A 21,988-nucleotide genomic window follows, 5' to 3' on the forward strand; every position below is an offset into this window, starting at 1 on the left:
TCAGATCCCCAACTCTTGACGCTGGCGCTTCAAGTGCTCCGGCATCTCTTTGTAGACGTCTTCGAACATGGTCGCGGCGCTTGGAATCTGGCCGCCGGCGAGGGTGCCGTACTGTTCGGCTTCTTTCTGCGCGGCAATCACTTCGGCTTCCAGCTCGGCGCTGACGGCGGCGTGTTCCTCTTCGGACCACTGGCCGATTTTCACCAGGTGCTGCTTGAGACGCGCAATCGGATCGCCCAAGGGGAAGTGGCTCCAGTCGTCGGCAGGACGGTATTTCGATGGATCATCGGAGGTCGAGTGCGGGCCGGCGCGGTAGGTGACCCATTCGATCATGGTCGGCCCCAGATTGCGGCGCGCACGTTCAGCAGCCCAGGCCGAGGCGGCATAGACCGCGACGAAATCGTTGCCATCGACGCGCAGGGAGGCAATCCCGCAGCCGACGCCACGACCGGCAAAGGTGGTCGCTTCACCGCCGGCAATGGCCTGGAAGGTGGAGATCGCCCACTGGTTGTTGACCACGTTGAGGATCACTGGCGCACGGTAGACGTGGGCGAAGGTGAGGGCAGTGTGGAAGTCGGATTCAGCGGTGGCACCGTCGCCGATCCACGCGGAGGCGATTTTGGTGTCGCCCTTGATCGCCGAGGCCATGCCCCAGCCCACGCCTTGCACGAACTGGGTGGCAAGGTTGCCGGAAATGGTGAAGAAACCGGAATCCTTGACCGAATACATGATCGGCAGCTGACGTCCCTTGAGCGGATCGCGCTCGTTGGACAGCAGTTGGCAGATCAGGTCTACCAGCGGCACTTCGCGGGCCATCAGGATGCTTTGCTGGCGGTAGGTCGGGAAGCACATGTCGTCGATGTTCAACGCCAGGGCCTGGCCGCTGCCGATGGCTTCTTCGCCAAGGCTCTGCATGTAGAACGACATTTTTTTCTGACGCTGGGCGACCACCATGCGGTTGTCATAGATGCGCGTCTTGAGCATGGCGCGCATGCCTTTGCGCAGGATCTCGCTCGGTACGCCTTCAGCCCACGGACCGAGGGCGTTGCCCTGGTCGTCGAGCACGCGTATCAGGCCCTTGGCCAGATCAGCGGTGTCGGCAGGTTCAACGTCGATGGAAGGTTTGCGCACCGTACCGGCATCGGTCAGACGCAGGTAGGAAAAGTCGGTTTTGCACCCTGGGCGGCCCGAGGGTTCGGGAACGTGCAGGCGCAGCGGTTCATACGCTTGATTCATGGCTTTTTCGCTCGATCTTGTGAATTTCTTGTAGTGAGCTGACCGTCATTCTTCGATAAAAGAAATCTTGTCCTACAACAATCATAGGCCCGGCCAAGAAGAATATTTCTCTCTGTTTCATTGCGCTAAAGATCATTTGCAGATAAAAAATCTGCATAAGCATAAAAAACAGGTGGTTTTATCTCATGCGCAAACTGGACCGTACCGACATCGGCATTCTCAACAGCCTTCAGGAGAATGCGCGCATCACCAACGCCGACCTCGCACGTTCGGTGAACCTGTCGCCGACGCCGTGTTTCAACCGGGTCAAGGCGATGGAAGAATTGGGCCTCATTCGCGAGCAGGTGACGCTGCTGGACGCGGACCTGCTGGGGCTGCACGTCAACGTGTTCATCCACGTCAGCCTGGAGAAGCAGGTAGAGGAGGCGCTGCAGCATTTCGAAGAGGCAATCGCCGATCGCCCGGAAGTCATGGAGTGCTACCTGATGGCCGGCGACCCGGACTACCTGATCCGGGTGCTGGTGCCGACCATCCAGTCCCTGGAGCGCTTCATGATGGACTTTCTGACCAAGGTGCCGGGGGTGGCGAACATCCGCTCGAGCTTTGCACTCAAGCAGGTGCGGTACAAGACGGCGCTGCCGTTGCCGTCTAATGGTTTGACGTTGGGGGCTTGAAGCCAGCATGCCTGATCGTTCCCACGCAATGGGAACGATCGGTCTTAAAGCTGATTGATCGGAATTTTCAGGTAGGTAACGCCATTGTCTTCCGCTGGCGGCAAATTGCCCGCCCGCACATTCACCTGAATCGCCGGCAGCAACAGTGTGGGCATGCCCAGCCCGGCATCGCGCTGGGTGCGCATGGCGACGAAGGCGCCTTCGTCGATGCCGTCACGCACGTGGATGTTGCTTTTGCGCTGCTCGCCGACGGTGCTCATGCAGTGGGACTCACGGCCCTCGGGCGGGTAGTCGTGGCACACGTAGAGGCGCACGCTGGCGGGGAAGGCCAACAGTTTGTGGATTGAAGAGAACATCTGCTGGGCATTGCCGCCGGGAAAGTCGCAACGGGCAGTGCCCACGTCTGGCAGGAACAGCGTGTCGCCCGCCAGAATCACGTTACCGTCGACCAGGTAGGCCATGTCCGCCGGGGTATGGCCGGGTACATGCAGGGCGGTGGCCTTGAGGTTGCCGATCATGAACGATTCATCGGGTGCGAACAGGTGATCGAACTGCGAGCCGTCGACGCGAAATGACGGCTCCAGATTGAACAGCGCCTTGAACACGTCCTGGACCTTGCTGATCGACTCGCCAATGGCGATTTTGCCGCCAAGCTCCCTGCGCAGGTACGGCGCGGCGGACAGGTGATCAGCATGTGCGTGGGTTTCCAGCAGCCATTGCACCTGCAGTGCATGGGCGCGAATGAACGCGATGATTGTGTCTGCCTGGGTGGTCGCGGTACGCCCGGAGGCGGCGTCGTAGTCGAGCACCGGATCGACGATCGCACACAGACCGCCATCAGTCTCGTAGACCACGTAGCTGTAGGTCGAGGAGGCGGGGTCGAGGAAAGCTTCAATCAGCGCGGGCATGGACACGAACCTGTGCAGGGGAAGAAAAGTGAGTCATGGCTTGCAACACTTTATGTAAAAACATAATGTGTACAGCTTAAGTGACATTGAAGGCATCCTGCAAATGCAATCCAGTCTGACCGAATGTGAAGTCGCTCAACTGCGCGCCTCGGCCTCCAAGGCATGTGCGCTGCTCAAGGCCCTGGCCAACGAGGATCGCCTGTTGATCCTGTGCCAGCTGACCCAGGGTGAGCGCAACGTCGGCGAGCTGGAAAAAATGACCGGCGTGCGTCAACCGACCCTGTCCCAGCAATTGGGCATCCTGCGCGATGAGGGGTTGGTCGCGACCCGTCGTGAAGGCAAGTACATTTTCTACGGTCTCGCCAGTCACGAAGTGATCCAGGTGATGAAGACCCTCTCCGGGCTTTATTGCGGGGCTGTGCTTCAAAGCTGGGTGCAACCTTGATGCCGGCCAGCGCAACTCAATAATGTGGGAGCGGGCTTGCTCGCGAAGGCGGCGTGTCATTAGACATATACGTTGGCTGACACACCGCCTTCGCGAGCAAGCCCGCTCCCACAGTATTTTTTTGTTGAGGCCGGCAAAAATCCTTTCGTGCAACAAAAGGAACAAGCAATGAACGATCAACACTGGGGCCCATCCATCAGTGCAGATATCGTGGTCATCGGCGGTGGCACGGCGGGTATCGGCCTTGTCGCCAGCCTGCTCAAGCGCAGCCCGCACCTGAGCATCACCGTGATCGAACCCAGCGCCCAACACTTCTATCAGCCGGCCTGGACCCTGGTCGGTGGTGGTGCGTACAACGTCAAAGATACCGTTCGGCCCATGGCGTCAGTGATGCCGCGCGGGGCCAATTGGTTGCAGGCTGCCGTGACGGGCATTGATCCGGACCAGCGCCAACTTACCCTCAGTGACGCGCGCACGGTCAGCTATCAAAACCTGGTCGTCTGCCCCGGCCTGCGCCTGGCCTGGGAGAAAATCGAAGGCCTGGAGGATACCCTCGGCCAACACGGTGTGACCTCCAACTACAGCTATCAGCACGCGACCTACACTTGGGAGCAGGTGCAGAAATTGCGCGGCGGCAAGGTGCTGTTCACCCAGCCCGCCATGCCGATCAAATGTGCGGGCGCGCCACAAAAGGCGCTGTACCTGTCCTGCGATCACTGGAACAGGACCGGTGTGCTGAACAACATTGACGTCGAATTCAATCTTGCCGGCGCGGCGCTGTTCGGTGTGGCGACATTTGTTGCGCCGCTGATGAAGTACATCGATAAATACAAGGCCCGGTTGGCGTTCAACTCGAACTTGGTAAAAGTCGACGGCCCGGCGAAAACCGCGTGGTTCGAAGTCAAGGACGCCGATGGCACGGTCACCCGCCAGGCAAAAACCTTTGATCTGCTGCACGTCGTGCCACCTCAAGTATCCCCGGACTTCATCGCCCAGAGTCTGCTGGCCGACGCCGCCGGCTGGTGCGAGGTCGATCCTCACAGCCTGCAGCATCCACGTTATCCAGGCGTGTTCGCACTGGGCGATATCTGCGGCACCAGCAATGCCAAAACCGCCGCGGCGGTGCGCAAGCAGATAGTGGTCGTTGCCGAAAACCTGCTGGCCTTGCGCAAGCAACAAGCGCTGCCGCTGAAATACGACGGCTATGGTTCTTGTCCGCTGACGGTGGAGAAGGGCAAGGTGATCCTTGCCGAGTTCGGTTACGCGGGCAAGTTGTTGCCCACCTTTCCCCTCGACCCGACGACCGCGCGCCGCTCGGCGTGGTGGCTAAAGGCGACACTGCTGCCGTGGTTCTACTGGAACGGTATGCTCAAGGGCCGCGAGTGGCTGACGCGCATGTCCAAGGTCGACTGAGAACTCCCTATGTTGCTGGCAAGTCTGTTTGGCGTGGTGATGGGGTTGGTGCTGGGATTGACCGGTGCCGGTGGCGGGATTCTCGCGGTGCCGGCGCTGGTACTGGGCTTGGGCTGGAGCATGACCCAGGCCGCCCCGGTGGCATTGTTTGCCGTGGGCAGTGCGGCGGCGGTCGGCGCCATTGACGGTTTACGCCATGGCCTGGTGCGCTATCGCGCGGCGTTGCTGATCGCGGCACTGGGTGCGGTGTTTTCCCCGGTGGGCATCTATTTTGCCCATCAGTTGCCGGAAAAAGTCCTGATGATCCTGTTCAGCCTGCTGATGGTCATGGTGGCCTGGCGCATGTTGCGCCGTGAACGCAAGGACGAGGGTCCCAGCGATCATGGCCACGCCAACTGGGGTCAGAAGAACTGCATGCTCGATCAACAAACCGGGCGCTTCTCCTGGACCGCCAAATGCACCGCGACGCTCGCGGCCCTCGGCGCCGTGACCGGGGTAGTGTCGGGGCTGCTCGGTGTTGGTGGTGGCTTTCTCATCGTGCCGGCTTTCAAGCAATTGACCGATGTGCAGATGCGCGGGATCGTCGCCACCTCCCTGATGGTGATCAGCCTGATTTCGGCTATTGGGGTGATGGGTGCGTTCCATGCGGGGGTGCGCATCGACAGTCTGGGGGTAGCCTTTATCGTCTCCAGTATCGTCGGCATGGTCATCGGCCGACAGCTCTGCGCGCGGGTGCCGGCGCGGGCGTTGCAGGTCGGGTTTGCCAGTGTTTGCCTGGTGGTTGCCGCCTATATGTTGCTGCGCGCCTGAGCCTTACAGCGGCCGATACTGGAGGCTGAAACCCAGTTCGCTGGACTGTCCCTGTTCCAGCAAGCGCAACCCCGGCCGACCCGGCAAATGATGGGCATTGACCGGGTGGCTGACCGGTTCGATACAGAAAAAATCCAGGCCCACCGGGCAATACAGCAGGAAGTAATCACTGCCGGTGGCCTGGCAATTCAGCTCATAACCAAGGTCGGGTTGCTGGATCAGGCACTGACCATCCCAATCGCAGAATCCATTGTCGACCAGCGTCTCGGGCAGTGCCTTGAGCTGTTGGAAATCCCATTCGGCGGGTAACGCGCTGAGCTGCGTCGGCAGTTTTCTCGCATCGCACAGCCATACCTCAGCGGCCGCAGCCTGCAAACGGGTGTTGGCGCTGCGCGGAAGATAGGGATGCAACCCCAGGCCGTGCCACGCGGCGCGTTCGGCCAGGTGGGTGACGTGCAACTCGATGCTCAGTTTGCCGCCAGCCAGATGGAAACGCTGTTCGGCGCGATAGGCGAAGGGGCTGGTGCTGTCCAGTTGCAGGACCGCCTCATCTGCCAAGTGCGAGACCACCTGCCACGCTTGCTGCCAAGCGCTGCCGTGAATCGGCAGGGGATCGGTGAGGCTGTTGGGCGCCAACGCCAGCCAGCCATCCGGGCATTGGAAGCCGCCATCGGCGATGCGGTTGGACCAGGGTATCAAGGGATAGCAGCCGAGTTTGCCGGGCAGGCCGGTGTTCAGCGCGCGCTCATCGGAGTGTCGGAGCAAGGGCTGTCCGGTGCGGCGCACGGTCCAGTTGACGATGCTGGCGCCGAGTTCAGGGGCGAGGGTGAGGTGGGTGAGTTCGTCTTCGAGTTCGATCAGTGTCAGCGACATGGAGACCTGCTTTCATATTGGTTGTGGCAAGGGAGGATGCGCCTCCCTTGCCTTGAACATCACAACACCAGATGCGGCAACCACAGCGACAGTGCAGGAATGTAGGTCACGGCCATCAGCACCAGGAACAGCACGCCGTAGAACGGCAGCAATGCTTTCACGGTTTTTTCGATACTCACCTTGCCCACTGCCGACCCCACGAACAATACCGCACCCACTGGCGGTGTGATCAATCCGATCCCCAGGTTCACCAGCATGATCATGCCGAACTGCACCGGGTCTACACCGATGCCCAGAATGACCGGCATCAGGATCGGCGTCAGGATCAGGATCAGCGGCGCCATGTCCATCACCGTGCCGAGCAATAGCAGCATGACGTTGATGCACATCAGGATCACGTAACGGTTGTCCGACAGGGTCAGGAACATCGTGGTGATCTTCGCCGGGATCTGCATCAGGGTCATGATGTAGCCGAAGCTGGCAGCAAAGCCGATCAGGATCATCACAATCGAAATCGTGCGCACCGTGCGGTGCATCAGTTTCGGCAGTTCGCGCCACTTGTAGTCGCGGTAGATGAACATGGTCACGAAGAACGACCAGAGCACGGCAATCGCCGCCGACTCGGTGGCGGTGAAAATGCCCGACAGAATGCCGCCCAGGATGATGACCATGGCCATCAGGCCCCAGAGCGCTTCGCCGCAGATCTTCAGCGCTTCGCGCATCGGAATGACTTCACCTTTTGGGTAGTCACGCTTTTTGGCGAAGATCAGGCACAGCACCATCAGGCACGCGCTCATCAGCAGGCCCGGCACTACACCGGCCATGAACAGCGAGGCGATCGACACTGTGCCGCCGGCGGCCAGGGAGTAGAGCACCGAGTTGTGGCTCGGCGGCGTCAGCAGGGCTTGCACCGAGCCGCTGACAGTGACCGCGGTGGCGAACTCCCGCGGATAGCCGCGACGCTCCATCTCCGGAATCAATACCGAACCGACCGAAGCGGTGTCCGCTACCGAGGAGCCGGAGATCGCGCCGAAGAAGGTCGAGGCCATGATGTTGACCAGGGACAGGCCGCCGCGCACGAAGCCCACCAAGACCCCGGCAAACGCCACCAGACGCCGGGACATGCCGCCCTCGGCCATGATCGCGCCGGCCAGGACGAAGAACGGAATCGCCAGCAAAGAGAACTTGTTCACGCCCCCGGCGACCTGAATCATCAGGGCCTGGAACGGGATATCGATCCACCATGCGCCGATCAGCGCCGATAGCCCCAGGGCGTAGGCGACCGGCATGCCGATCAGGATCAAAGCGATAAAACTGCCGAGCAGTATCAGAGCGTCCATTTAGGCGGCACCTTCGTTTTCTTCAACGAGGTCGAAACGCACGACCCGACGATTGCTCTGATCACCGAGCAAGAGTTTTTCCAGGACAAAGATCAAGGTCAGCACGCCGCCAATCGGAATCGGCATGTAGGTGATGCCCACACGCAGGGTTGGCATGGAGCTCATGAACTGGTTCCAGGTGGACAGGCAGAGCTTGGTGCCCCAGATGGCCATGAACAGGCAAATGGTCGCCATCAGCAGCTGGGAGAACACGCTCACGGCCTTGCGCATTTGCGGCTGCATGCGGTCGGTGAGCATCGCCACCGCCATGTGCGCGCCGGCGCGATAACTGGCGGCCGCGCCGATGAAGGTGAAGACCATCATCAGCAGAATGGCCGTTGGCTCCGGCCAGCTGGAGCCGGTGCCGAGGACGTAACGGGCGAAGACGCCCCAGGGGATCATCAGGGAAATGGCCAGGACCGACAGGCCTGCGACCCAGATGCAGGTCATGTAAATCCTGTCGTTGATGCGCAGCAATAGATTCTTCATCGGGTTTCACCGTAACCGGGCGCGCACTGACGTCAATCAACGTCAATGGGCGCCGGGCCTTTCTTCAATGCAGGGAGGGTTACTGGACGGCTTCGATGCGCTTGATCAGATCTGCGTACGGCGCGCCGTATTTTTCGCGGACCGAGGCGGTGGCTTCGTAGAAAGGTTTCTTGTCGACGGTGATGAACTCGACGCCGGCGGCCTTGAGTTTTTCTTCACTGCTGGCCGATTTTGCATCCCAGAGGATGCGCTCCTGGGCCTGGGCAGCCTTGGCGGTTTTCTTCACCAGGGCTTGCTGCTCAGGGGTGAGTTTTTCCCAGGTGATTTTCGACATCACGATCGGCTCGGGCAGGATCAGGTGACCGGTCAGGCTGTAGTACTTGGCGTTCTGGAAGTGGTTATGTTCAAGCAGGGTCGGCGGGTTGTTTTCCGCGCCGTCAATCACACCGGTCTGCAGGGCGCTGAAGATTTCGCCGGTATCCATTGCGATACCGTTGCCGCCCATGGCGTTGATGGTTTCGATGAACATCGGGTTGCCTTGTACGCGAATCTTCATGCCCTTGAGGTCGGCCAGGCTGCGTACCGGTTTCTTGGTGTAGATGTTGCGCGTACCGCCATCCATCCAGGCCAGGGCGACCAGGTTGAATTCGGAGTTGGTGATTTTGTCGAGGATCTCGTCACCGACTTCACCGTCGATGACTTTGCGCATGTGCGCCTGGTCGCGGAACACGAACGGCATGTTGAACACGTTTACGTCCGGCACTACTGGCCCGACGATGCCCAAGCTGACCCGGGCCATCTGGATGGCTCCAACCTGGGCCTGCTCGATCACTTCTTTTTCCGAACCGAGCACACCGCCGGCGAACATCTTGAAGGTCAGTTTTCCGTCGCTGTCGGCCACCAGGGTCTTGCCCAGTTGCTCTTCGGCCACCACGGTCGGGTAACCGGCCGGGTGGATGTCGGCGAATTTGATTTCCAGCGCGTGAGCGGCGCTGCTGAGGGAGAAGGCGAGGGGGAGTGCGGCGGCGAGCAAGGTGCGTTTGAAGTCCATGGGGGTGTCTCCAGTTTTATTGTTTTATTGTTTTTTTGTTCAAGGCACAGCGTTGCAGCACAAGCAGCTGCGGTTCAGTTGTTGAAAATGGGCTCAGGCAGGCCCTGTACACCGGGGTTCAGCGCAAACACGCCACCGGCCAGGGACTGCGGGTCATGGTCGTCACCGGGGCGGATCGAGGTCACGAACAGTGTGTCCAGTCGACTGCCGCCGAAGGCGCACATGGTGGGTTTTTTCACCGGGACGGTGAGGGAGCGGTCGAGCTTTCCTTCGGGGGTGAAACGGTGGATCAATCCGGCATCGTTGGCGCAGATCCAGTAGCAGCCCTGGGCATCGACTGCGGCGCCGTCGGGGCGACCACAGTATTGATTCATGTCGACGAAGACCCGGCGATTGGAGGGGGTGCCGGTGTCGATGTCGTAGTCGAAGGCCCAGATCTGCTGGATTGAAGGATGAGAGTCGGACAGATACAGGGTGCGACCGTCAGGGCTGAAGCCCAGGCCATTGGGCACGATGAACCCGCTCAATTGTGCGTCGAGCGGCCCGCGTTGCCCGGCGCTGTAGCGATACAAGGTGCCGTCGACGGCATTGGCTGCCATGTTCAGCACCATGCTGCCGGCCCAGAAACGGCCCTGGCGATCGCAGCGCCCGTCGTTGAGGCGCATGTCGGGGCGGGCATGGTCGACGAGGGCCAGTAACTGACTGTCAATGCTGCCGTCGTGGTGCGGATGCAGGTGGAAGAAACCGCTCTCCATTCCGGCCACCCAGCCACCGTTTTGGTGGCGAGTGATACAGGCGAGCATTTGCGGGGTTGTCCAGGCCTGGACACGACCATCCTCGGCATTCCAGCGTTGCAGCGTGCCAGCGGGAATATCCACCCAGTACAGGGCGTTTTCCTCAGGTACCCAGACCGGACTTTCACCGACCGCATTGCGGGCATCGACAATCAATTCGGCTTGCATGGCGACTCATTCCCTTGGGTTTTTGTTGTGGGGATCAAGTGGTGGGCAAAGGCTCAGTCGCCGAACGGGCCGGCTGCGCAAAAGGCACCGCCCTGATAGAGCCGCGCCGGATCATCGGCTGCCGGCAGTGGCTGCGTCTCGACCTTGCTGCGGAATACCTCGGAAGTATCGTTAGGGGTGTACCCGAGGGCCGTGGCGTAGCGGTTGTCCCACCAGACGTCCTTGTTATCGGAGGCGCCGTAGACAACGGTGTGGCCGACATTCGGCGTGTACAACGCGCGCTCGAGCAATTGAGTCAGGTCGCCGAAGCTCAGCCAGGTGCTCATCATCCGGCGGTTCTGTGGTTCCGGGAAGGAGGAGCCGATGCGCACGCTGACGGTTTCGATGCCGTAGCGATCGAAGTAGAAGGTGGCCATGTCTTCGCCGTACGACTTGGACAAGCCGTAGTAGCTGTCCGGGCGGCGAGGGGAGTGGGCGTCAATCACTTCACCCTGCTTGTAGAAGCCGATGACGTGGTTGGAGCTGGCGAAAATCACCCGTTTCACGCCGTGGCGACGCGCGGCTTCGTAGATGTGGAATACGCCGCAGATGTTGGCGCCCAGAATATCTTCAAACGAGTGCTCCGTGGACACGCCGCCGAAGTGCAGGATCGCGTCGACGCCTTCGACCAGGTCATGCACGGCCTGCTTGTCGGCCAGGTCGCAGTTCACGACTTCTTCGCGATCATCAATCGCCGGGGCGATTTCAGCGATGTCCGACAGGCGGATGACGTTGGCGTAAGGGCGCAGGCTTTCGCGCAAGACTTTACCGAGGCCACCGGCGGCGCCGGTCAGCAGCAGGCGGTTGAATGGAGTGCGAGTGGTTGCAGTGGTCGTCATGGGAATCCTGGACAAACAGTTGTTGTTATCGATTTGTTGTAGGTTGTCGTATGACTGGCGTGAAGTATCGTTAGGGTTTCCGTTACTTGTCAACGCGACCTTGGTGGTAATTGACGGAGGGTCATCACTGTCCCTGCTGCGCAAAATCTCGGTCCCTACAGATTTATGTGGCGACAAACAATCAGCATGCACCTGCAATCCTGTGGGAGCTGGCCTGCCAGCGATGGCGGCCGTGAGTATTGCCTCGTCCATCGCAACGCCATCGCCAGCAAGCCGGCTCCTACAGGGGGGATCCCCGGGGTTTACAACAACGAAATCGGATAGCTGACGAAAATGCGGTTCTCATCGAATTCGTTGGTGCTGAAGTCCTTGCGGATGCTCGCGTTGCGCCATTTCACGTTGAGGTTCTTCAGCGCGCCACTCTGCACGGTGTAGGCCAGTTCCGATTCGCGGCCCCATTCCTTGCCGTCAGTGATGACCCCGGTGTGCACGTTGTCACCGCTGATGTAGCGGTTCATCAGGGTCAGGCCCGGCACGCCGAGGGCGGCAAAGTTGTAGTCGTGGCGCACCTGCCAGGATTTCTCCTTGGCATTGTCGTAGCTGGAGTTGTAGCTATCGTTGGCCAAGGTGCCGCCGCTGGTGCCGTTGACACGCATCCAGACATCGTCGCCGCTGAGTTTTTGCAGGCCGACATAAAAGGTGTTGCCGCCGTACTTGGCCGAGAGCAGGGCAAAGGCGGTTTTGTTGTCGAGGTCGCCAGCCAGGGCACTGCCATCTTCCTTGCCGATGAAATAACCGAGGTTGGCCCCCAAGGTCCAGTCGCCGATTGGCTGGCTGTGGCTCAGGTTGAAGTATTGCTGTTGATAGATGTCGCTGAGTTCGGCATACCACACGCCGATCTGTGTGCGTTTTTCGTTGAAGGCGTACTCGCCGCCGCCGAAGTTGAAACGGTCCGATGTGAAGGCCGCCGATTTACCGTTCATGAACATGTCTTGCATGCTCGCATCGTTGCGCGGACTGTTCTGGCGGAACTGGCCGCCATACAGCGTCAGGCCGCTGATTTCGGTGGAGGTCAACTGACCGCCCTGGAAGGTCTGTGGCAGCGAACGACCATCGTCGGAACGCAGGACCGGCAGCACCGGCATCCACTCGCCGACCTTCAGTTCGGTTTTCGAAATTTTCCCTTTCAGCGCCACGCCCAGGCGGCCGAAACTGTCAGCCGGGCGGCCATCGCCATGGATCGGCAACAACTGCGTGCCGCCGGTGCCCTTGCCGCCATCGAGCTTGACCGATACCAATCCCAGCACGTCCGCACCAAAGCCTACCGGGCCTTGGGTGTACCCGGATTTGGCGTCGAAAATGAAGTTCTGCGTCCACTCTTCGGCCTTGCCTTGGGGGTAGGCCGGGTTGACGTAGTTGCGGTTGATGTAGGCGTTGCGCAGGTTCAGGTTGACCTTGGCGTCATCGGTAAAGCCTTCGGCCTGGCTGCTCATGGGCAGGGCCAGGGCCAGGCCGCTGCAGCCAATCAGGCTCAGGGTATGGCGACGGACGAAGGCAGGACGTGGACTACGGGCGGAGTAATGGCGGACGGGTTTGCTCACTGTGACGCTCCCTTGTAGCTTGTTGTTTTTATTTTTTGTTATACGTCGTCGTACAACATTGGTGGCGATATTTGCGGGAATTCGGCGGGATGTCAATCAGAAGTTATACGATGACTTGTGGAAGTCAGATTGCAATGGTGTTCCTTGCCCAGCGAGCAATCCCTCTTCTGCAGAAGGAGAGCCGTCACCCCGAAACCATCGGTGGCAGGGTACCGAGCAAAGAAACCGCCGCCACCGCGCCCAACCCCAATAGCCACTCCAGGATCACGCTGCTACGCAAGGCGTCATGGCGCGTTTCACAGTCATTGATCCGCAGACGGTTGAACAACGCCAGGCCCAACATTGCGACCACCAACGCGGCCTTGATCAGCAGAATCAAAGCGAACCCAGTGAACAGCGGCGTTGGCCAGAATGTGCCAGTGAGGACACGCACATTGATCATTCCGGTGATCAGCAAACCGGCAACGAGGGCGTAACCGACTCCGCTGAAACGCTGCAAGACCGAGCGGATCGAATACCCGGCAGGTTGCCGCAGGATCAGCACCAGCAGCATCAACCCTCCGAGCCAGGCACTGACACAGAGCAGGTGTATGAGCTGGTTGAGCATCAGTAACCGGCCTTCATTGCCTTCGAGCATGGCGCCGTGGCCGACCGGGGCGAGCGTAACCAGTAGCAGGCCACCGAGGATGAGGCGCGGGGCAGGGCTGGCCCGCAATGGCGTCCACAACAACACGAGCAACAGCACATTGAAAAACAGATGCCAGCGCCAGACTTGCCCGAAAAAGGTCTTGTCCAGTACCAGGTGCAGTGTCGATGGATCGAGCGCCGCCTCCCAGGCCCCGGCCATGCTGGCGCTGATCAGCAGCAGCCAACCGACGCCACTGACCAGCGCCAGCACGGCCAGCCAGCGGGCGATACGCGCAAGCGGCTGATCCACGGTGGATTCACGGCCCAGCAGCAACGGCCGAAAAAACCAGGAACCGAACAGCAACAACAGCACAATGAAATGCAGGAAGCGACACAGCACCAGCGCGGTTGTCATCGATTATTGGCCAACCGTGAAGCTGTAGGCGCCTTCGCTCTTGTGTGTATCGACCGACACGGCGTGCCATTCGACTTTATAGGCACCCGCCGTCAATGGCGCAGCAGGTGTGACGATCAGTGTCTTCTTGTCGTTGCCTTCAGTGTCGAGATTTTTCACCGGGACGTTGCTACTGTCCTTGCTGATGATGACCTTGGTGAAAGCGGCTTCGACGCCTTCGGAAAACTCCAGGCGCAATTGCGTCGGTGCGGTGACGGTGCTGTCGGCCGCCGGGGTCTGACTCTTCAGATGAGCATGGGCCCACACCGAAGTCACACTGAGCAAGGAACCGAGCAGGGCAGCGGCGGTCAGGGTGTTCTTGAGCAGCATCGAGAGTACTCACAGGTCAATTGCAAATGCGCCCAGTTTAGCCACAGACGGCGGCAGTACGAAGTTTCCTGTTCCCCTGTCGCCGCGATCCAGAGCGGGTGTTAGTCTAGATCAACGCTGTTGCCGGGGAGCCCTCATGGGCAATCACAAGATCGAGATTCGTCGCAGTAACGTCGAAAAGATTCTGCTGGGCGCCGAAAAAGTCTTCGCTGAAAAGGGCTTCGGCGGTACCGCCATGGCGGACATCGCCGCCGAAGTGCAACTGCCGCGCTCCAACCTGCATTACTACTTCAGCACCAAGACCGAACTGTACAGCGCCGTACTGTTCGACCTGCTGGAAGTGTGGAAGCAGGACGCCCTGTGCTTCGAGCTGTTCGACGATCCCCGGGTGGTGCTCAGCAGCTACATCCGCGCCAAGATGAACCATTCGCGCAGCCGGCCTCATGGCTCAAAAATCTGGGCCAACGAAATCATCCATGGCGCACCGACCCTGGGCAGCGCCCTGGACGAAAGCCTGTACGACTGGGCCAAGATGAAAGAAGCGAAGATCCGCCAGTGGGTGGACGACAAACGCATCCTGCCGGTGGAGCCTTCCAGCCTGCTGTACATGATCTGGGCCTCGACCCAGCATTACGCTGACTTTGATCATCAGGTGAATATTCTCAACGATCACCAGCCGCTGTCGGACATGCAGTTCGAGCGGGCGGTGCAGACGGTGACCGGGGTGATTTTGCGGGGGATTGGGTTGGAGCCGTAGTGTGTGAGTCTATAACACACTACGGTTTTAGTTAAAATTAGCCGTTGTCATTTTTAGTCCGAATTGCCTGAGCTTTTTTGTAATTTAGCACGACTTCGCGCTTAATCCGCTGTCGGTAATATGTGACGTTGGCAGATTTTCTTCTGCTCTGGACTTTATCGTGTGTTAATTGTTTTTGAACCATGTCTGCGCGTAAAGCGGATTGGTATTTATTCCACATATTAGAAGGTGGAGGGAATTTACTGATATCTACCTTTCTTTTAATCATGTCATATTTTATTGGATATGTTGGTCGTTGTTTGTTTGTACTCGACCCTTGTGTGTGGGGGTGGTTGCGTATGAATTCAATTGTTTTATATGTTCGCTCGTCGGGCAGGAAGAAGGGTGAATTTTGTGATTTTTCGAATGCCGAGGGAGAGCCGCTACCAAGTGGGGTGGATGTTGTCGGTGAGGGTGTTCTTGCAATGCTTGCAGTTGTTGGTTCAATTATTGAGGATGGGTTGCTGAAAACGGGGCTGCTTTTGGGGCCAACAATATCCGAAACCTTATTGCTTAGATCTATTGCGCTACTGGATGAAATCCCGCGATTCCAAAATCGTAACCACGTCCACGACTCTCCGGTCGGATCGTAACGGTTGATCGGATCTCCCCCACAATACGCATACGGATTTATTCCACCTGAATCAAAAGGGCTCAACTCATCCGGACTGTTGAAACGCATCAAAACCGGATTGAAAGCACGTGTTCCCTGTCCCAATAGATAATGACCGGTTATCGCATCCGGTGCCTCACCATTAAATCCCAGCAAGCTGCTCAAACCACTTTCGCCAGTTCGATGCCCATAAGCGGTATAAACCATCTGCTGGCGGTTCGTTCGCGCAAGAGTTTGCAATACTGAATGCGCTCGATCGGTTGCCAGCAGCGTCGTGTCATCAACACCGGAAGCGGTCCGATGTTGGGCCAGTGGCTCCTCCCCGTGGCGCAGGATCGTCAAATGCACCTGATCCCCCACTTCGGTCACCAGGTCGTCTTCCTGATAGAAACGTTGCGTGCTCGCCCGACCAGCCGAAGTCTCGCCCGTCAGACGGTCCAGTGGGTCGTAGTGATATTGACGCAGCAATTTCATCGAAGTCATGGGCGCAGTTCCCTTTGGCAGCTCGTTGGTTTAAGCCTCGGGCATTTTTGGGGTGTCGTCTACTAGCAGAACTGATAGGTAGGCGCGTCAATCTGTACAAGTGGACCAATATGAAAGAATCGGAGCTCTGCCGGTGCATGAAGAACTAATGTAACTGTGGCGCAACTGCCATTATTTGCCTCTGATATGTTGGGAGGTTTTAATTTCCTTGTGGTAATTAAAGACACTAAGTTGTTTGATTCGAGCTGACTGCCAGCTTATTATTTGTTTTAATTTATGGCGCCTTGAACTGGTGTCTTTGGTTTTGGGAAGTCTGCTTAGCTCCTCAGTTGCGTTCCGGTATTTAGATTTCATTTCTTCCGTGGCCACGGTCGTGATGTCATTGGAGTTTTTTATTTCATCGTATCGTATAGCGTCGTTTATAAGAGTTCTATTTTGTTTTCCACGCACAGACTTAGGTTTGTCGACTCTGCTTGGGTGTTTTTTTACCGGTGGCAAGTCGTATTCAAACGGCTTCGCTGTTGCGAGGTTTGTTTTAGTGGTTTTTTGGTATCGAGAATGGTTTATCGGATTTTTGACAATAACCGAAATCTTATTGTTGATTAGATTCATTCCTGCATCGTAGTGGTGAAAACCCAAAAACCGGATCCATTGCCAATATTTTCCGGTGGGATCGTAGCGGTTGATCGGGTCTCCCCCGCAATACGCATACGGATTTACTCCACCTGAATCAAATGGGCTCAACTCATCCGGGCTGTTAAATCGCATCAAAACCGGATTGAAAGCACGCGTTCCCTGTCCCAACAGATAATGACCGGTTATCGCATCCGGGGCCTCACCATTGAACCCCAGCAAGCTGCTCAAACCACTTTCGCCAGTTCGATGCCCATAAGCGGTATAAACCATCTGATGGCGATTAGTTCCTGCTAGAGTTTGCAATACTGAATGCGCTCGATCGGTTGCCAGCAGCGTCGTGTCATCAACACCGGAAGCGGTCCGATGTTGGGCCAGTGGCTCCTCCCCGTGGCGCAGGATCGTCAACTGCACCTGATCCCCCACTTCGGTCACCAGGTCGTCTTCCTGATAGAAACGTTGCGTGCTCGCCCGACCAGCCGAAGTCTCGCCCGTCAGACGGTCCAGTGGGTCGTAGTGATATGCACGCAGCAATTTCATCGAAGTCATGGGCGCAGTTCCCTTTGGCAGCTCGTTGGTTTAAGCCTCGGGCATTTTTGGAGAGGCGTCTACTAGCAGAACTGATAGGTGTGAGGCCTTGAGGTCGGCGCTGTAGTTGCTGGCCTCATCGTCGCAACGCCGCCCGGACCAAGTCCGGGCGGCGTTGCGACGATTGCGTCAGTCAAGGCGCCGCTGATTTCACGACGCGACGTGATACGGATTCCTCGGATCATGATTCCAATCCAGAAACGGCTTGCCCGTCGCCACCGGCACCATCTCGATGCAATCCTGCACCGGGCAGGTGATCTGGCAAAGATTGCAGCCCACGCACTCGTCATCGATCACTTCATAGACATGGGTACCGTCGGGTTTCTTCAGGCTGGCAATCGCCTGGTGCGAAGTGTCCTCGCAAGCGATGTGGCAGCGGCCACAACCAATGCACGCCTGCTGGTCAATCCTGGCAATCACCTGATAGTTGATGTCCAGGTACTTCCAGTCCGTGGTGTTGCCCACCGCGCGGCCGGAAAATTCTGAAATGCTGACGTAACCCTGACTGTCCATCCAGCGCGACAAGCCGTCCTTCATCTCATCGACGATCCTGAAACCGTGCAACATCGCCGCCGTGCACACCTGCACCGCGCCGCTGCCCAGGGCGATGAATTCCGCGGCATCGCGCCAGTTGCCGATGCCGCCGATCCCGCTGATCGGCAAGCCCCGGGTCTGTGGGTCGCGGGCGATTTCGGCGACCATGTTCAAGGCAATCGGCTTGACCGCCGAACCGCAATAGCCGCCATGAGTGCTCTGGCTGCCGACCATGGGGTTGGCGACCATGCGTTCCAGGTTCACGCTGGTGATCGAGTTGATGGTGTTGATCAGCGACACCGCATCGGCGCCGCCACGGTGAGCGGCGCGTGCGGCGACGCGGATGTCGGTGATGTTCGGCGTGAGCTTGACGATCACCGGCAGCGAGCAATAGGTCTTGCACCAGCGAGTGACCTGCTCGACGTATTCCGGCACCTGGCCGACTGCCGCACCCATGCCCCGTTCCGGCATCCCGTGGGGGCAACCGAAGTTCAGTTCGATTCCGTCTGCGCCGGTGGCTTCCACCAGCGGCAGAATGTGTTTCCAGGACTCTTCGACGCAGGGCACCATCAGCGAAACGATGAGCGCACGGTCCGGCCAGTCCTTTTTGACCTGGGTGATTTCCCGAAGGTTGATCTCCAGGGAGCGATCGGTGATCAGCTCGATGTTGTTGAAACCCAGCACTTCACGGTTGGCGCCGAAGTGCGCTGAATAGCGCGACGACACGTTCACCGCCGCCGGGTCTTCCCCCAGGGTTTTCCAGACCACGCCACCCCAGCCCGCCTCAAAGGCGCGGACCACGTTGTAGGCTTTGTCGGTCGGCGGCGCCGAGGCCAGCCAGAACGGATTGGGTGCTTTGATGCCGGCGAAGACAATCGACAGATCGGCCATTTATGCAGCCTCCACGTTAAGCATCAGTTGTGCGTTGATTGCTTCGGCGGCACGTTTGCCGTGTTGCACCGCTTGCACGGTGAGGTCCTGGTCGAGGCTGGTGCAGTCACCGCCGGCATATACACCGGGGATACTGGTGCGTAGCTGTTCGTCGACTTCGATGCGCTCGCCCTGACGCTTGAGCTCTCGGGCCAGCGGGTCGGCGAGGGCGCTGTTGTCGAAGGCCTGGCCGATGGCCTTGAAGATGGCGTCGGCGGCCAGTTCGAAAGTTTCGCCAGTGCTCTGCAGGCGCCCCTCGACCAGATGCGTGCGGGCGAAACGCATGCCGCGCACCCGGCCGCTGGCGTCGAGCAGGACTTCCTGGGGTTGGGCCCAGGTCAGCAGGCGCACCTGATTGGCCTTGGCAATGTCCTGTTCGTGATCAGTGGCGCCCATGTCCTCGGCGCCCCGGCGGTACACCAGGTTTACGTCGCGGGCACCGAGGCGGGCCATTTGCACGGCCATGTCGATGGCGGTGTTGCCTGCGCCGAGGACGATGCAACGGTCGGCCAGCGGCAGCTGCGTCAGGTCATCGGCCTGACGCAGTTCGCGGATGTAGTCGGTGGCGGCGAGCAGACCCGGCGCGTCTTCGTGAGGCAGACCCAGTTGCTTGCTGGCAGCCAGACCGAGGCCGAGGAACACCGCGTCAAACTGCTGGTGCAGTTCGCTGAGGGTCAGGTTGTCTCCGAGTTTCTGCCCGTGGCGGATTTCGATGCCGCCGATCTGCAGCAGGAAGTCGAGCTCCTTCTGCGCGTAGTCGTCCACCAGTTTGTATTTGGCGATCCCGTACTCGTTGAGGCCTCCGGCCTTTTCCCGGGCCTCGAAAATCACCACGTCGTGCCCGTGCATGGCGCTGCGATGGGCGCAGGACAACCCGGCCGGGCCGGCACCGACCACCGCGATGCGTTTACCGGTGGCGGTGGCGCGCTGGAACGGGTGTGCAGTGAAGTGCGCGTTGTCCACGGCGTAGCGTTGCAGCAGACCGATCAGCACCGGAGCGCATTCATGGGCGTTATTGCGCACGCAAGCCTGCTGGCAGAGGATTTCCGTCGGACAGACCCGGGCACAGCTGCCGCCGAGGATGTTGGCCGAGAGGATTTTCTGCGCCGCGCCCTGCACGTTGTCGTGCTGGATGTTGCGGATGAACGAGGGAATGTCGATCTCGCTTGGACAGGCATTGATGCACGGCGCGTCATAGCAATACAGGCAGCGCGAGGCTTCGAGGTGAGCCTGGCGCTCGTTGAGCGGCGGCGCCAGGTCGCTGAAATGGCCGGCGAGGGCGGCGGCGTTTTCAACGGGATGGGGGAGGTGGGTCAGGGTCTTGATCACGGTTATAGCCTCACGGTGATGGAGGTTCTGCCTCTGTCGGGCATTGGTTGTTGTGGCGTCTGTGATAACGCTATCGCTGGCAAGCCAGCTCCAATTACAGGGGGGCTCGGGTGTTCACAAATCCCGTGAGAGCTGGCCTGCCACAGTTATTTCGATCAACCGGGATCCCTGTGGGAGCGTGGCTTGCCCGCGATAGGCCGCAGGCCGCTCTCAGCGTTTAACAGCAACCGGCTGATTCAACTCAGCCCGCTTGCTCAGCAAATCAAACACCGCCGGATAAGCCGGCCGCTCGATATAACGCCCGGCACCGCGCTCGGCCCGCAGGTCGCCATCGGCCCAGACCACACGCCCCTGGCTGATGGTATGGCTGGGCACGCCGCGTACGGTCTTGCCTTCGAATATGTTGAAGTCGACCTGCTGGTGATGGGTCTTGGCGGAAATGGTGCGTGTACCTTGCGGGTCCCACAGCACCAGGTCGGCATCGGCACCGACGCGGATCGCACCCTTGCGTGGATAAAGGTTGAAGATCTTCGCTGTGTTGGTGGAAGTCAGCGCCACGAAATGCTGCATCGACAGGCGACCGCTGTTCACCCCTTCATCCCACAACACCGCCATGCGGTCTTCGATGCCGGCGGTGCCGTTGGGGATCTTGCTGAAGTCGTCGCGACCGGCGGCTTTCTGCTCGGCGCAGAAGCAGCAATGGTCGGTTGCGGTGGTGTGCAGGTTGCCCGACTGCAGCCCGTGCCAAAGCGCCTCTTGGTGACCGCGCGGACGGAACGGCGGGCTCATCACGTAACCGGCGGCGGTCTGCCAGTCGGGGTGGCGGTAGACACTGTCATCGAGCAGCAGATGCCCGGCCAGCACTTCACCGTAGACCGGCTGGCCCTTGGCCCGGGCGTAGGTGATTTCGTCGAGGGCTTCTTTGGTCGAGACGTGTACCAGGTACAGCGGCGTACCGAGGGTTTCGGCAATGCGGATGGCCCGGCTTGCAGCTTCGCCTTCCACTTGCGAGGGCCGCGACAGTGGATGGGCTTCCGGGCCGGTCATGCCCTGGGCCATCAACTTGCGCTGCAGGTGATAGACCAGTTCGCCGTTTTCCGCATGCACGGTGGGCACCGCGCCCAGCTCCAGGCAGCGTTCGAAACTGGCGACCAGGGTGTCGTCGGCGGCCATGATCGCGTTCTTGTAGGCCATGAAATGCTTGAAACTGTTGACGCCATGCTGGCTGACCAGCTCGGCCATCTCTTCGCGAACCTGCTCGCTCCACCATGTGATGGCGACGTGAAAGCCGTAGTCCGCCGCCGATTTCTCGGCCCAGCCGCGCCATTGGTGGAAGGCTTCGAGCAGGGATTGTTGCGGGTTGGGAATCACGAAATCGATGATCGATGTGGTGCCACCAGCCAGGCCCGCCGCCGTGCCGCTGTAGAAGTCCTCGCTGGCGACGGTGCCCATGAAGGGCAGTTGCATGTGGGTGTGCGGGTCGATGCCGCCGGGCATCAGGAACTGGCCACTGCCGTCGAGTAACTCGGCACCCGTGGGAAGGTCAAGGTTTTCGCCGATGGCTTTGATCACGCCGTCTGCGCAATAAACATCGGCGCGGTAACTTTCATCGTGGGTAATAACGGTGGCGCCACGGATCAACAGAGACATTCCGAGTTCCTCGCAGGCATGACCGGCTTGTGCCGGTTCTAGATGTTTTATAGGTTGCCATCGTTAGCAGGTTTAATCCTGTCAACGTTGTCAGGAATAGAAGCTAGCTGGTGTTATTGGAATCGGCAAGATTATTTTTTATAAGCTTATATCTGGTTTAACCTGTTGAAAATAAACAACTAAAATCACAAATCCGCAAAATGGTGCATGTCCTCACCATTTTGACGCACTTGACAGGAACCAAATATGGTCAAGATTTCCTATGTGAAATCAGCTGTTTGAAGGTGGTCTATGGTTGCTGC

General features: G+C 59.1%; 21 protein-coding genes. 5 read left to right on the forward strand and 16 right to left on the reverse strand.

All coding sequences use genetic code 11. From position 1 onward, the window contains the following. Nucleotides 1-1,236 carry a 3-methyl-2-oxobutanoate dehydrogenase (2-methylpropanoyl-transferring) subunit alpha gene (locus KW839_RS07445; protein ID WP_060540433.1) on the reverse strand — a complete coding sequence of 412 codons (1,236 nt, stop codon included), beginning with the start codon at nucleotides 1,234-1,236 and terminating at the stop codon, nucleotides 1-3. A gap of 185 nt (nucleotides 1,237-1,421) precedes the next feature. Between KW839_RS07445 and bkdR the strand changes: the two genes are divergently transcribed. After that, on the forward strand, nucleotides 1,422-1,910 hold the full coding sequence (bkdR, locus tag KW839_RS07450; RefSeq protein WP_060540435.1) for a Bkd operon transcriptional regulator BkdR: 489 nt from the start codon (nucleotides 1,422-1,424) through the stop codon (nucleotides 1,908-1,910). A 44-nt stretch (nucleotides 1,911-1,954) separates the two neighbouring features. On the opposite strand, the gene KW839_RS07455 is transcribed toward bkdR, so the two are convergent. Continuing rightward, a complete protein-coding gene (locus KW839_RS07455) occupies nucleotides 1,955-2,818 on the reverse strand; it encodes an MBL fold metallo-hydrolase (protein ID WP_218423884.1) in 864 nt (287 codons plus the stop codon). Between the two features lie 103 nt (nucleotides 2,819-2,921). Here KW839_RS07455 and KW839_RS07460 point away from each other — a divergent pair, with 103 nt between their 5' ends. The 3 genes from KW839_RS07460 (at nucleotide 2,922) to KW839_RS07470 (ending at nucleotide 5,486) form a co-directional block, all read left to right on the forward strand. Continuing rightward, a complete protein-coding gene (locus tag KW839_RS07460; RefSeq protein WP_060540437.1) occupies nucleotides 2,922-3,263 on the forward strand; it encodes a helix-turn-helix transcriptional regulator in 342 nt (113 codons plus the stop codon). Nucleotides 3,264-3,431: 168 nt separating this feature from the next. Further along, complete coding sequence (locus KW839_RS07465) at nucleotides 3,432-4,676, forward strand: FAD/NAD(P)-binding oxidoreductase (protein WP_218423885.1); 1,245 nt, start codon at nucleotides 3,432-3,434, stop codon at nucleotides 4,674-4,676. A gap of 9 nt (nucleotides 4,677-4,685) precedes the next feature. After that, nucleotides 4,686-5,486: a sulfite exporter TauE/SafE family protein gene (locus tag KW839_RS07470; protein ID WP_218423886.1), complete on the forward strand. Its 801-nt coding sequence runs from the start codon at nucleotides 4,686-4,688 to the stop codon at nucleotides 5,484-5,486. 3 nt (nucleotides 5,487-5,489) lie between these two features. Here the strand turns inward: KW839_RS07470 and KW839_RS07475 are convergent, their stop codons facing one another. The 9 genes from KW839_RS07475 to copC all read right to left on the reverse strand — a co-directional run bounded on the left by KW839_RS07475 (nucleotide 5,490) and on the right by copC (nucleotide 14,130). Continuing rightward, a complete protein-coding gene (locus KW839_RS07475; protein WP_218423887.1) occupies nucleotides 5,490-6,359 on the reverse strand; it encodes an aldose 1-epimerase in 870 nt (289 codons plus the stop codon). Between the two features lie 59 nt (nucleotides 6,360-6,418). Next, entirely contained in the window at nucleotides 6,419-7,699 is a 1,281-nt protein-coding gene (locus tag KW839_RS07480; RefSeq protein ID WP_060540441.1) for a TRAP transporter large permease, read from the reverse strand. Continuing rightward, a complete protein-coding gene (locus tag KW839_RS07485) occupies nucleotides 7,700-8,227 on the reverse strand; it encodes a TRAP transporter small permease (RefSeq protein WP_218423888.1) in 528 nt (175 codons plus the stop codon). Between the two features lie 79 nt (nucleotides 8,228-8,306). Beyond that, a complete protein-coding gene (locus tag KW839_RS07490; protein ID WP_218423889.1) occupies nucleotides 8,307-9,278 on the reverse strand; it encodes a TRAP transporter substrate-binding protein in 972 nt (323 codons plus the stop codon). A gap of 74 nt (nucleotides 9,279-9,352) precedes the next feature. Continuing rightward, nucleotides 9,353-10,240 (reverse strand): SMP-30/gluconolactonase/LRE family protein, encoded by an 888-nt coding sequence (locus KW839_RS07495; protein ID WP_218423890.1) that lies wholly within the window; start codon nucleotides 10,238-10,240, stop codon nucleotides 9,353-9,355. 53 nt (nucleotides 10,241-10,293) lie between these two features. Continuing rightward, nucleotides 10,294-11,118, reverse strand: a complete 825-nt coding sequence (locus tag KW839_RS07500) for an NAD(P)-dependent oxidoreductase (RefSeq protein ID WP_218423891.1) — start codon at nucleotides 11,116-11,118, stop codon at nucleotides 10,294-10,296. Between the two features lie 302 nt (nucleotides 11,119-11,420). Continuing rightward, nucleotides 11,421-12,719 (reverse strand): OprD family porin, encoded by a 1,299-nt coding sequence (locus KW839_RS07505; RefSeq protein WP_218423892.1) that lies wholly within the window; start codon nucleotides 12,717-12,719, stop codon nucleotides 11,421-11,423. Between the two features lie 184 nt (nucleotides 12,720-12,903). Next, nucleotides 12,904-13,761, reverse strand: coding sequence for a copper homeostasis membrane protein CopD (copD, locus tag KW839_RS07510; protein WP_218423893.1), 858 nt, complete (start codon nucleotides 13,759-13,761; stop codon nucleotides 12,904-12,906). Between the two features lie 3 nt (nucleotides 13,762-13,764). Next, nucleotides 13,765-14,130, reverse strand: coding sequence for a copper homeostasis periplasmic binding protein CopC (copC, locus tag KW839_RS07515; RefSeq protein WP_218423894.1), 366 nt, complete (start codon nucleotides 14,128-14,130; stop codon nucleotides 13,765-13,767). A 136-nt stretch (nucleotides 14,131-14,266) separates the two neighbouring features. Here copC and KW839_RS07520 point away from each other — a divergent pair, with 136 nt between their 5' ends. Continuing rightward, complete coding sequence (locus tag KW839_RS07520; protein WP_218423895.1) at nucleotides 14,267-14,887, forward strand: TetR/AcrR family transcriptional regulator; 621 nt, start codon at nucleotides 14,267-14,269, stop codon at nucleotides 14,885-14,887. Between the two features lie 37 nt (nucleotides 14,888-14,924). Here the strand turns inward: KW839_RS07520 and KW839_RS07525 are convergent, their stop codons facing one another. From KW839_RS07525 to hydA, 5 genes are all read right to left on the reverse strand, one after another. Continuing rightward, on the reverse strand, nucleotides 14,925-16,022 hold the full coding sequence (locus tag KW839_RS07525) for an RHS repeat-associated core domain-containing protein (RefSeq protein WP_218423896.1): 1,098 nt from the start codon (nucleotides 16,020-16,022) through the stop codon (nucleotides 14,925-14,927). 171 nt (nucleotides 16,023-16,193) lie between these two features. Then, nucleotides 16,194-17,204: an RHS repeat-associated core domain-containing protein gene (locus tag KW839_RS07530; RefSeq protein WP_218423897.1), complete on the reverse strand. Its 1,011-nt coding sequence runs from the start codon at nucleotides 17,202-17,204 to the stop codon at nucleotides 16,194-16,196. Nucleotides 17,205-17,393: 189 nt separating this feature from the next. Beyond that, nucleotides 17,394-18,668, reverse strand: coding sequence for an NAD-dependent dihydropyrimidine dehydrogenase subunit PreA (gene preA / locus KW839_RS07535; RefSeq protein ID WP_218423898.1), 1,275 nt, complete (start codon nucleotides 18,666-18,668; stop codon nucleotides 17,394-17,396). Continuing rightward, the gene (locus KW839_RS07540; RefSeq protein WP_218423899.1) at nucleotides 18,669-20,036 is read right to left on the reverse strand and encodes an NAD(P)-dependent oxidoreductase; all 1,368 of its coding nucleotides are present in this window, start codon (nucleotides 20,034-20,036) and stop codon (nucleotides 18,669-18,671) included. It lies immediately after the preceding gene. Nucleotides 20,037-20,246: 210 nt separating this feature from the next. Then, on the reverse strand, nucleotides 20,247-21,686 hold the full coding sequence (hydA, locus tag KW839_RS07545) for a dihydropyrimidinase (protein ID WP_060540453.1): 1,440 nt from the start codon (nucleotides 21,684-21,686) through the stop codon (nucleotides 20,247-20,249). Between the last annotated feature and the right edge of the window lie 302 nt (nucleotides 21,687-21,988).

The organism is Pseudomonas sp. PDM31, assembly GCF_019218965.1.
In the GTDB taxonomy this organism is placed as follows: Bacteria; Pseudomonadota; Gammaproteobacteria; order Pseudomonadales; family Pseudomonadaceae; genus Aquipseudomonas.